The organism is Mycobacterium kyogaense (assembly GCF_003254575.1).
Lineage (GTDB): Bacteria > Actinomycetota > Actinomycetes > Mycobacteriales > Mycobacteriaceae > Mycobacterium > Mycobacterium kyogaense.
Window position 1 is genome coordinate 18,285 of record NZ_QJUA01000053.1, and the last position, 12,010, is coordinate 30,294.

Below are 12,010 nucleotides of genomic sequence, written 5' to 3' on the forward strand. Positions count from 1 at the left end.
TGCTAGACCGCCACGAGGTTCGGCCCCTGGTTCACGCCCGCCGACGTCGTCGGCAGCGTCACCTCCACGCTGTCGATGTGCACGAAGCCGAACTGCGTGAAGTTCAGGAACGGCGTTGCGGTGGTGAAGATCTGCAGCTCCAGGTCACTGCCGGGCGTCATCGTGTACGCGATGTCCTCGAGGTCGATCTCGGCGACCTGATCGCGACCGTTGAGGGTCACCGGCACCGGCGAGACGATGTTGCCGACCACCAGTCCGGTGCTCTTGTCGACGACCTGGGCGTAGATGTGGCGACTGCTGCCCAGCCCGCTGTAATTGATCACCACATGCGGCGCACCGACGACGTTCGCCTCACCCGCGGGATTGGTGAGCGGAATCGTGACCGCGTTGCTCGCCACCGAACCTGCACCCAATCCGTAGGGCAACGGAATCTCCGGCTGCGGGCCGGACCCACCGATCAACGGAATGATCGGCAGCGTCTTGCCGGTGTTCCACACCGTCGTCGGCACCTTGCTCTCGTCGTCGTAGAAGTCGTCGGCAGCGGGGCGGGTGACCGATGCCCACCGGTCGCCGTTCTGATCGGTCCACTCGAATGCATACGGGTCAGCCGGGATGGGAAGGTCCTTGACGTAGCGCTGCATCCACACGGCGGTCTCGGTGAGGAACCACACGTCGTCGGCCTCGCCGTTGCCCTGTCCCGGCAGGCACGTGCCGTGGCCACCGCAGTACCAGATCAGCTTCACGTTCGGATTGTTGGCCATGTAGCCCATGTTGATGAGTGACTGATGCAGCGGGAACAGAACGTCGACGGTGCCCTGGATGATCAGGGTGGGGATGTCGATGTTGCGCACCGTCTGGCCCGGGCCGCTGGTCTGCAGCAGTTGGATCTGGGCAGGCGTGAGGATGCCCAGCGAGGCGCCGGTGAGGATGCCGCCGTAGATCTGCGGGTTGATCCGCGCCCCGGTCTCGATCAGTCCGAGCAGCAGCAGACCGGCGTAGGAGGTGCGGAACGCGCTGTGTGGGTACAGCGAATCGGGCAGCGTGTTCCAGGCCCACCCCGGCGCGATGGCGTCGACCCTGTCATCGCTTGCGGCGGTGACGAATTGGATGCCGCCGCCGTAGGAGACGCCGACCATGCCCATAGTGGGATCGCCGGCCTTGTCGAGTTGGACACCGCTCTGCGTCGCCGCCCAGCTGATCAGCTCGGACACGTCCTGGCCCTCGTACTGCGGGCTGTCGAGTTGCAGCACACCGCCGGAGGCGAATTCGCCGCGGGGATCCCACGTGACGACGTTGTAGCCCAGGGAGCGGAACGTCGAGACGAAGGGGTCGGCCGGATCGGTCGCGCCCGGCTGCGCCAACCCGGGCCCGTTGAAGATGGTCTCGTAGCCCGGGTTTCCGAGGTCCGGGGAGCCCGCCAGCGCCGGGAAGAAATTGGTGCTGATCTTCGTGCCGTCCCACGACGTCACGAACGTGGTGAACGCAATGGGATCACCCGCGCGCAGCGTGGTGATGTCGACCGAAATGTCCTGCAGCTCAGCGGTACCGAGAAGGCCGGACAGGACGCCCGCCTGCTGCAGCCGTTGCACGACCGGTGTGATCAGCGACGAACCGACGATCGGGAGACCGGTGATCACCGTGGTGAACTTCGTGTTCTGAGCGACGAGCACCGAGAACGTCTCGGTGCCGGTCGGCCCGTTCGTCGCGTTCTCGTCGGCGTAGGGCAGGAAGCGGAACGCCCCTGTCGTGACATCCAGGGTCAGCTTGCCGCCGTTGCTCGGACGGTCGATGACGGTGTAGGTCGAGCCGTCCGCGGTCGTGCATGTGGTGCCGACGACGCAGCCGCCGATCACGCCCTGCACGACTCCGACCGAGTAGTCGTCGATGGCCGCGAGTGTTGATTCACGCCGGGCGCCGGCGAGCAGTAGCAGATCCGACAGCGAGCCACCGACCGGCGCCGATCCGTTCCCCGACGACGCGGGACTGAACGCCCGGTCGAGGGCGGTCAGCAGGCCGGTCACGACGGTGCGCGCCGGGGCATCCTGCGCTGCCCGGTCGGGAGGAGTCCACAGCGTGGTCTGCACCTGCGGTTCGGCGGCTTGCTGACGGCCCGCGACCGCGCGCGGACTCTGGAGCCAGGACAGCACCCGAGGCTGCGCAGCAGCAGGCTCAGGATCGGCGGCCGGCGCCGAGACGTCCTCGGTCTTGGCCGAGTCCTGTTGACCATCAACAGTTTCAGTACGCTTCTGGCGTCGATCACCGGCCCTGCTACGGGGAGACTCGTCAACCGAGTCGGCGTCGTCCGCTCTGGCCTCGGCGCGCTTCTGCCGTTCCTCGGCCACCCGGTCGGCAATACCTTTGACGGTGTCCGACAACGTCGTGCGCTCGGTGCTCCGATGCTTGCCCAGCGGTCGCTTGTCGAGCGTGGCCGAGTCGCCACGGGGGGAATCCGTCTGGGACTGGGACGGGCGCGAGACGGACGTCCCGGTGTCGTCGGCATAGGCCACGCCCTGCCCGGTGATGATCGCGGTCCCCACTCCCAGGGCGATCGCCAACCCGCCGACTCGACCGATATAGCTTGCAGCACTCATGAACCCGACCTCCGTCGCACAACACCGGAAACGGGGCAGACACTACGCCGACGACGCCATGATCAACGTACATTCGCGTCAACAAGTTTATGACCACGCCATCTGTCCGAAGCTGACAGATGCGCGCAGGGGACACGTTCGCGCGCAACAGTATTCACTCGAGCACCACGCCGCCCACCGGGACCGCTCAAGCAACCGACTCTGCGATCCACATCGTGGTGAACTTCCCGATCACGCCGATCTGCTGGGCGAGCAGCTTGCCCATCACCGCTTCGATCGAACCACCCACCAGCGGCGCGTTGAAAGTGACCGTCGCGGTGCAGTCCAACCGCGCACCGCTCGGCGTGGGGCAGACCAGGATCCGGCCCGAACCCGCGCCCGGCGCACCGTAGGTGGTGATGGTGACCTCCCCTTCGACCCGATCCGCCGCGACGGGACGCCACGTTTCGCTCTGGACCACCTTCCACTCACGCGGGAAGAAGCGGGAGACCAGGCTGGGCAGCGATTCCGGGCGCAAGTTCTGACTGACCACGACCGTCGCGGTCCCGTCCTGGCCCACCGCCAACGTCTCGAGCGTGCCGAAACCGCCGAACTTCTTCAGTCTCGCCCGCCAGTACCGTTCGTCGCAGAACGCGTGATGAATTTGCTCGACGCTGGCCGTCGAGTGCACCGCGAAAACAACCGTTCGCGCCATGGACTGAGGCTAGCGGGGGCGATGCATCGATGCCGGCGTTTTGCGGTCGTGACACAGGTGCGGTGACGTCGATGACCAGTTCGCTGAAACATCACGTCGACGACATGTGACAAATCGTCGGATTCTGACGGCCACGTCAACGAAAACGGGCTAGTCTTACCCTGTTCGATCACGTCTCGGCAGGCCGGACCACGATTCAGCGCGCCGGGGACCGACTGAACTTCTCGTCTCTCATCCCGAGAAGAGGTGAAGTCACCATGGGGGGACATTTACGTCGGCTGTTGCTCGGGCGGGGCCACCCGCGTCGGAGGCTCCGTTGCCGACCGGCCGCGGTACCCGTTCCCAGCTGACCGCTGGAGCGTTCGATGCGGTGGCGGAGACGAGGGAGCAAGGCCCCCCGCGCCGAGGCGAGCGCCCCGACCAATCCCGGAGGGGTGTTCGGCGCACTGGGCACGGTCATCGTCGCGCACCCGTGGATCGTGATCGGCGTCTGGCTGGTGCTGGCGGTGGCACTTCCCCCGCTCTTTCCGTCCCTCGCCACGGTCATCCAACAGCAACCGACTTCACCGCTGCCCTCCGATGCTCCGGCCATCGTGGCCAACCGCGATATCGCCCAGGCCTTTCCATCCGCCGGGTCCGACAACACGGTATTGGTGTTGATGACCGACGAAGCCGGGCTGGACCGAGCCGACGAACACACCTACCGCCAGCTGGTCGGCAGACTGGACCGTGACAGCCACGACGTCGTGATGCTGCAGGAGTTCATCGGGACCCCGGAATTGCGCGAAACCCTCAGCAGCGCAGACGGTAAGGCGTGGATCATGCCCGTCGGCATCCGCGGCGAGCTGGGGTCGGTGGAATCCAACGAGGCGTACACGCGCGTCGCGGACATCGTCCGAAACAGCGTGGCGGGGTCCGATCTCACCGTTCATCTCACGGGGCCCGCCGCCACCGTTGCCGATTTCGTCGATGTCAACCTCCGCGATCAAGCACGCATCGAGGCCGCGATCATCACGTTCCTCCTGGTGATCCTCTTCGTCATCTACCGCAACCCGATCACGATGCTGCTGCCGCTGATCGCGATCGGGGTGTCGCTCAACATCGCCGGCGCGCTACTGGCCGGCGCCTCACAGTTCGGTCTGGCGGTGTCGAGTCAGACGCTGGTCTTCCTGACCGGAATGCTGGCCGGGGCGGGAACCGACTACGCCGTGTTCCTGATCAGCCGGTACCACGACTTCCTACGGCACGGCGCCGACTCGGATCAGGCGCTCGTCAACGCGCTCAGCTCCATCGGCAAGGTGATCGCAGCATCCGCGGCGACCGTCGGGGTCACCTTCCTGGGCATGTCATTCGCCCGCCTGGACCTCTTCGCCACCACCGGGCCCGCGCTGGCGATCGCGATCGCCGTCGCGTTCCTCGCGGCCGTCACTGTGCTGCCCGCGATCATGGTGCTCGCGGGTCGCCGTCGATGGATAGCGCCGCGAAGGGATCTGACCACCCGCTTCTGGCGGCGCTCGGGAATCCGGATCGTGCGCCGCCCCCGGACCAATCTGATCGTCAGCCTGGCCGCGCTGCTGGCTCTGGCCGGCTGCGTGGGGTTGGTGCACTACAACTACGACGACAGGTTGGCCCTTCCGCCGAACGTGGAGAGCTCGGTCGGCTATGCGGCGATGGAGGAGCGCTTCCCGCTCACCTCGATCATTCCGCAGTACCTGTTCATTCAATCGCCGCACGATCTGCGCACCCCCGAAGCGCTCGCCGATATGGAGCAGATGGCTCGACGGGTGAGCCAGCTGCCCGACATCGCCGCGGTCCGCGGGATCACACGGCCGACGGGAGAGCCGCTGGAAGCGGCGAGCACGACGGCGCAGGCCGGTGAGGTGGGCAAGCGGTTGAGCGATGCTTCCACGCTGATCGAGAACCGCAGTGCCGATTTGACCACGCTGAACGATGGTGCGGGTCAGCTCGCCGACGCCCTGGCCTCGATCCGCGACCAGATGGCCAAGTCGATGTCCTCGGTCGGCAGCCTGCTGAACATGCTGACCGCGATCCAGAAGCAACTCGGCCAGTTCGGCGGCGGCGCGACAATCGGTCAGGTCGGCGACAGTGATCGCCTGGTCAGTGGCATGCGCAGTCTGGGCGACACGCTGCAGACGGTCTTCGGCAACGTCTCGAACTTCGACTGGATCGAGCCCGTGGTCACCGCCCTGGACGGCAGTGAGTACTGCACGACGAATCCGTTGTGCAGCGCCGCACGAGATCAGTTCCGCGCCATGGCGCAGGCTCGTCGAGACGGCACGTTCGACAAGCTCGCGGGGATCGCCCGCCAGTTGCAGGCGACCGGCCCGTTGTCCAACCTGTCCCAGACCGTCCGCCAGCTGACATCGTCGATGAACGCTGCCACCCGCTCGCTGGGGCCGCTCGGCCTCGGCGGTGCAGGCGGCGGCACGGGATCGATCACGAATCTCCAGCAGGGCTTCAACCGGCTCGCCGACGGCAGCCGTCAGGTCGCCAACGGCGTCGATCAGCTCGTCGACCAGACCAAGCGGATGGGCGCCGACCTCGGCACCGCATCGGAGTTCCTGTTGGCGATGAAGAACGAGGCGACGTCACCGTCGATGGCGGGCTTCTACATCCCGCCGCAGATGCTGTCGTCGGCTGATTTCAAGAAGGCCGCCCGGTTCTTCATCTCCGCCGACGGACACTCCGCGCGATACCTGGTGCAGACGACGCTGAACCCGTTCAGCACCGCGGCGATGGATCAGGTCGACGCCATCTCCGCGACCGCCCGCGGAGCCCAACCGAACACGGCACTGGCTGACGCGACGGTACGGATGACCGGATACTCCGCCACGTTGAGCGACGCGCGCGACTACTACGACCACGACATCCGTTTCATCATCGCGCTCACGATCCTGGTCGTGCTGGCCATCCTCGTCATCCTGCTGCGCGCCGTCGTCGCCCCCCTCTATCTCATCGCTTCGGTGCTCCTCTCCTATCTGGCTGCGCTCGGGCTGGGCGTGGCCTTCTTCCAGTTCCTTCTCGGTCAGCAATTGCATTGGAGCGTCCCGGGATTGACGTTCATCATTCTGGTGGCGATGGGGGCCGACTACAACATGCTGCTGATCTCGCGGATCCGCGACGAGTCACCGCGCGGCATCCGCTCGGGTGTCATCCGCACCGTCGGCTCCACCGGCGGCGTCATCACCGCCGCCGGGCTGATCTTCGCCGCGTCGATGTTCGGGCTGCTGTTCGCCAGTATCGGGACGATCGTCCAGGCCGGCTTCGTGGTCGGCACCGGCATCCTGCTCGACACCTTCGTCGTACGCACGGTGACCGTGCCCGCCATGGCGGTCCTCGTCGGGCGCGCGAACTGGTGGCCGTCGCGTCTCAAGCCCGCTTCGGCGGCGCCCGAACCAGTGCCGGAGGAGGCCCCGTCATGACAGAACCGCTCAGCTCGGGTGTCGACAGAGTCGACTTCACGGGCGTGGCATGGGGGTCGGTGGAGTGGACGCTGCTGTGCATGCTGTATCTCCGCGCGCACGAGAGCCGGCAACCGGAATCCATCCTGGGCGATCACCACGCGGCGGCGGCGGTCGAGCGGATCGAGTACGACTGGGCCCGGATCCACCGTGTGGTCCGTCCGACCGTCAACCAGTACGGCGCCGCTCTACGTGGAACCTACTTCGACGCCGTCATCGGCGCGTTCTCGGCGGCGCATCCGAGCGCCACCGTGATCCATCTCGGATGCGGCCTGCACAGTCGCGCGTTCCGCATCTCGGCACCGTCATTGCGCTGGTTCGACGTAGACCTGCCGCAGATCATCACGCTGCGCAGTCAGCTGTACGCGGAGACCGATCGCTACCGGATGATCGGCTCGTCGGTCACCGAGACCGACTGGATGTCTCAGCTTCCCGTCGGCGGTCCGGTGGTGATCGCGGCCGAGGGATTGCTGATGTATCTCACCGAACCGCAGGTGCTCGAGCTGGTGCATCGGTTGACCAGTCGGTTCGACAGCGGGGAGCTGGTCGCCGATCTGCTGTCCCCCTGGGGGCCGCGGTTGTCCCGGATGTTCACATCAGGCATCATCACCTGGGGCAGTCGAGACGGCACGGAGATCACCAGTGCCGCACCGAGTCTGCAGCTGGTCGACAGCCGTTCGGTGGTCGATGGCTTCGACCGAATCCCGCGAAAGACAGCGCGATTGCTGTACCGGCTCCAGCATGCGATACCGGCTACTCGGGACTACGACCGGCTCTACCGCTACACCTTCTGAGCGCCAACAGCGAAGTGGTCGCGCGCTTTTCGGCAAACCTGGCGTCGACGGCCGGCGGCGACGCACATGTGCGGCCATCTGTGCACTTGCAAAAACGTTCACTCGTCGAGTTTCAGCAATCAGGGCCATCGGCCAGTGGCACGGCCTCACCAGCATTTTACGTTCCCGAAAATTCTTACTGGAAAATCGACATGTAAATGTCCAGTCGCAGTAGTCTGACCCTACCGTTAATACGAACACTTCTGGGATTGCCATGAGTAACAACCCGTTTGACGACGAAAACAGTTCGTTCCTCGTATTGGTCAACGACGAGGAGCAACACAGCTTGTGGCCCGCGTTCGCTGATGTCCCTTCGGGCTGGCGCGTGGTGTTCGGCGAGGCCGATCGGGCCAGCTGCCTGGACTACGTCGACCAGCACTGGACCGATATCAGACCCCGCAGTCTGCGCGAGAGGCTCGCTAAGAGCAGCTGACAGACCGACGCGAGGGGGGGCAGTCGGATGCAGCACCGCGGACAACCACTGACGCGCCGCCAGCTGGACATTTGGCTGGCGCAGCAAACAGGGCACTCTGACACGCAGTGGCAGCTGGGCCTTTTCGTCCGCATCGCGGGGCCGGTGAACCGTCACGTTTTCCTCGACGCGATCCGGCAGGGCCTGCGCGAAGCCGAGCCGATCCGGTCGGCGTTCGTCGAATCCGGTGGTGGCGTCGTCCAGCAGCCGGTCGACTACTCCGACGTCGACATGGAGTTCTACGACCTCACGGGTTCGGCACAGCCCACGCAACGTGCCCGCGAGATCGCGACGTCGATCCAACACACGCCCATGCCGTTGTCAGGGCATTTGCTCTCGTTCGCGCTCTTTCAGACCGGCGCCGAAGAGTTCTACTGGTTCGTCTGTTGCCACCACATCGTCATCGACGGTGTCAGCATGGGGTTGGTCGGACGCCGCATCGCAGCCGTGTACTCGGCGATGATGTCAGGAAAAGCCGTCGCTCCCCCGTTCTTCGGCTCACTGCATGACTTCCTCGCCGTCGAGTCGGATTACGAGTCGTCGGCCGATTACGTTGCCGACCACGAGTATTGGGCCGAGATCACGTCCGCCATCACAGAAGCCGAACCCCGCTATCCGCAGGCACTCGTAACCGCCGATTCGCACTTTCCCTCGATCCCGACGACGTTCGACGCCGCGCTCACGACGAAGATCAAACTGCTGGCCAAGGATCTCGGCGTGCGGCGATCCTCGATCCTGACAGCCGGCTGCGCGTTGCTGGTGCAGCAACTCGACTTCGCCGGAGACCAGGTGGTTTTCGACTTCCCGGTGACCCGACGGGTCGATCCGGCGACGAAAACACTTCCGGGGATGATGGCCGGTGTCGTGCCGTTGGTGGTGCAGGCCGCCCCGGGTCAGTCTCGTGGTGACCTCTGCCGCCACGTCGACACCCGTATTCGGGAAGCGCTGCGCCACCAGAGGTTTCCCGTCGAGACGCTGCTCGGTGTCGACAACTCGTCGGCGCGGCGAGTGGTGCTGAACTTCGTCCCCTCGCGGCTGGGGTTGAGTCTGGGCGAGGTCCCCGCGTCTGCGACCTATACGACTTTCGGTCCGGTCGAGCACTATGGCTTCTTCTTTCTCGGCACCGGCGCGCAGCAGTCGTTCTGTACCGGAGGGGCGGGGCTGCCGTTCGCCGGATTCGCCGGTGACGATCTGGCGCAGCGATTGCATCGGATACTCGACGAGATCACCGACGACCCCCGCGGTTCCCTGTCCGGGGTCAGTGTCCTCTCCCCCGCCGAGCGTGGCCACCTCGATGGGCTGGGCCACCGTGCATCGCTCCGGCGCAGCAGCGAACCGGCCACGCTGACAGCCCTTTTCAGCCAGCAGGTGACGCGGACTCCCGACGCCCCGGCCCTGGTCTGCGAATCGGTCATGATGACGTACCGGGAACTGGACACGGCCGCCGACCGGCTCGCCCGCCATCTGCACGGCCGGGGTGCCGCGCCGGGTCAGGTGGTGGCGATTCTGTTCCCGCGATGCGCTGATGCCATCGTCGCGATCCTCGCGGTTCTCAAGACAGGAGCGGCCTACCTGCCGGTTGACCCCGCGCTACCCGACGCCCGCATCGATCACATGCTCGTCGATGCGGGGCCGGTGGTTGCGGTCACGGTGGTCCGGATGACCGATCGACTCGCAGGCAGGGACCTGCCGGTGGTCACCGTCGACGACATCGATGGTGAAGGTCGGCCCGATGCCGCCGTGCCGCGACCGAAACCGGATGACATCGCCTATCTCATCTACACCTCGGGCACCACCGGCGCCGCGAAGGGCGTAGCGGTCACTCATGACAACGTGACTCAACTGGTGGGACCGCGTGATGCGGTGTTGCCGTCGCAGGTGTGGGCGCAGTGGCATTCCTACGGCTTCGACGCCTCGGTGGAGGAGATCTGGCGCCCGCTTCTCCACGGAGGTCGTCTCGTCATCGTGTCCGACGAGGTGGCCGAGTCCTCAGAGCGTCTGCAGCTGCTCCTGGCGACAGAACACGTCACAACGCTCAGCCAGACCCCGACGGCCACCGCCGTGCTGTCACCGCACGAGCCGACGCCCCACGCTCTGCTGGTCGCCGGCGAACCGTGCCCGGCAGACTTGGTGGACCGATGGGCGCCCGGCCGCATCGTCGTGAACGGCTACGGTCCTACCGAGACGACGATCTGCGCGACCCGCAGCGATCCTTTGTGTGCCGGTTCCGGTACGCCGCCGATCGGAAAACCGGTCGCAGGTGCCGCCGTGTTCGTGCTCGACGGCTGGCTGCGTCCGGTCCCGGTGGGGGTGGTCGGTGAGCTCTACATCGCCGGGCGAGGTGTCAGCGTCGGCTATTGGCGTCGCAGTGATCTGACCGCGTCGCGTTTCGTGGCATGCCCCTTCGGCGATCCCGGTGCACGGATGTACCGCACCGGCGATCTCGCCCGCTGGGACGGTGACGGAGCGCTGAGGTACTGCGGCCGCGCCGACGATCAGGTCAAGATCCGGGGCCATCGAATCGAGCTGGGCGACGTGAGGGCGGCTCTGCTGGCTCTCGACGGTGTCGATCGTGCCGCGGTCATCGTTCGCGACGACGCCGGAGTCGGTGAACCGCGACTGGTCGGGTACGTCACCGCAACCGGCCACGGCCCTGTGGATCCCGTGGCGGTTCGGCAGACCCTTGGGCAGCGCTTACCGCGTTCGATGGTGCCGGCCGCGATCGTGGTGTGCGAGGCCATGCCGCTGACCCCCAACGGCAAGCTCGACGTGCGCGCATTGCCGGCGCCGGTCTACGGCGACGCGGCACGCTACCGCCCACCCGGCACCCCCGTCGAAGAGATCCTCGCCGGAATCTTCACCGACGTGCTCGGCTGTCCCCGCGTCGGGCTCGACGATTCGTTCTTCGATCTCGGTGGCGACTCGCTGTCGGCGATGCGGGTCGTCGCGGCAGTGAACGCGGCCCTCGGCAGCCAGGTGACGGTGCGGGCCCTCTTCGACGCCCCGACGGTGGCTCAACTGGCGCCGTTGACCGCTGAGCGCACCCTCCAACCGACCGTGTTGCAGCCGCGCACGAGCACGGCGCCGGCCCCGCTGTCGTTCGCCCAGAGCCGGCTGTGGTTCCTGGATCGTCTCGACGACGGGTCCGCGACCTACAACATGCCCGTCGCGTTGCATGTCCGCGGACCGCTCGACGTGGCGGCATTCGGCGCCGCTCTCGATGACGTGATCGCTCGGCATGAGGTACTGCGCACCGTCTATCCCGAAATCGACGGCGTTGCGGTGCAACAGGTGTGCCGTCCCCGGCCGGGCTCGTGGCGACTCGGTCCCGCAGTGGTCCCCCACACGAGCCTCGGCAAAGCCCATGCCGCCCTCGAGCGCATCGCGGGCCATCAGTTCAGGTTGGCGACCGACATCCCGATCCGGGCACAGATCCATCGCATCGGCTCCGACGAGCATCTCATCGGAATCGTGGTGCACCACATCGCTTTCGACGGGTGGTCCATGGGTCCGATGGTGCGCGACATCGGCACGGCGTATGCGGCTCGGTGTGTCGGGGAGGCACCAGGATGGACCGACCTACCCATCCAATACGCCGATTACACCCTGTGGCAACGCCACCGACTCGGCGACCCCGACAACGACACCAGCCTCATCACCCAACACACCCACTACTGGACCCACACCCTGGCCGGACTACCCGAACGCCTCGAACTACCCACCGACCGCCCCTACCCCGCCATCGCCGACCACCACGGCGACCGATACGACTTCCACTGGCCCCCAGCACTGCACCACGCCATCACCACCTGCGCCACCACCCACAACGCCACCGCATTCATGGTCGTCCAAAGCGCACTGGCCATCCTGCTCTCCCGCCTGTCCACCAGCACCGACATCGCCTTCGGCTTCCCCACCGCCGGACGCACCCACCCCAC

General features: G+C 66.2%; 6 protein-coding genes. 4 read left to right on the plus strand and 2 right to left on the minus strand.

The window, feature by feature from the left end; all coding sequences use genetic code 11:
• Positions 1 to 2: 2 nt before the first annotated feature.
• Positions 3 to 2,591 carry a CocE/NonD family hydrolase gene (locus DMB80_RS24850; protein ID WP_111512293.1) on the minus strand — a complete coding sequence of 863 codons (2,589 nt, stop codon included), beginning with the start codon at positions 2,589 to 2,591 and terminating at the stop codon, positions 3 to 5.
• 187 nt (positions 2,592 to 2,778) lie between these two features.
• Positions 2,779 to 3,285 (minus strand): DUF2505 domain-containing protein, encoded by a 507-nt coding sequence (locus DMB80_RS24855; RefSeq protein WP_046365313.1) that lies wholly within the window; start codon positions 3,283 to 3,285, stop codon positions 2,779 to 2,781.
• A 365-nt stretch (positions 3,286 to 3,650) separates the two neighbouring features.
• Between DMB80_RS24855 and DMB80_RS24860 the strand changes: the two genes are divergently transcribed.
• The 4 genes from DMB80_RS24860 to DMB80_RS24875 all read left to right on the plus strand — a co-directional run.
• Positions 3,651 to 6,728, plus strand: coding sequence for an MMPL/RND family transporter (locus DMB80_RS24860; protein ID WP_111512294.1), 3,078 nt, complete (start codon positions 3,651 to 3,653; stop codon positions 6,726 to 6,728).
• Positions 6,725 to 7,561, plus strand: coding sequence for a class I SAM-dependent methyltransferase (locus DMB80_RS24865; RefSeq protein ID WP_111512299.1), 837 nt, complete (start codon positions 6,725 to 6,727; stop codon positions 7,559 to 7,561). The genes DMB80_RS24860 and DMB80_RS24865 overlap by 4 nt, the downstream gene beginning before the upstream one ends.
• Before the next feature lie 253 nt (positions 7,562 to 7,814).
• Entirely contained in the window at positions 7,815 to 8,033 is a 219-nt protein-coding gene (locus tag DMB80_RS24870) for an MbtH family protein (protein ID WP_111512295.1), read from the plus strand.
• Between the two features lie 27 nt (positions 8,034 to 8,060).
• The coding region (locus DMB80_RS24875; RefSeq protein WP_121497472.1) for a non-ribosomal peptide synthetase at positions 8,061 to 12,010 on the plus strand (3,950 nt) is incomplete at its 3' end.

Coding starts and splice junctions, on each gene's coding strand:
- DMB80_RS24850 (WP_111512293.1), bottom strand. CDS start 2,591: ATGAGTGCTGCAAGCTATATCGGTCGAGTCGGCGGGTTGGCGATCGCC.
- DMB80_RS24855 (WP_046365313.1), bottom strand. CDS start 3,285: ATGGCGCGAACGGTTGTTTTCGCGGTGCACTCGACGGCCAGCGTCGAG.
- DMB80_RS24860 (WP_111512294.1), top strand. CDS start 3,651: ATGCGGTGGCGGAGACGAGGGAGCAAGGCCCCCCGCGCCGAGGCGAGC.
- DMB80_RS24865 (WP_111512299.1), top strand. CDS start 6,725: ATGACAGAACCGCTCAGCTCGGGTGTCGACAGAGTCGACTTCACGGGC.
- DMB80_RS24870 (WP_111512295.1), top strand. CDS start 7,815: ATGAGTAACAACCCGTTTGACGACGAAAACAGTTCGTTCCTCGTATTG.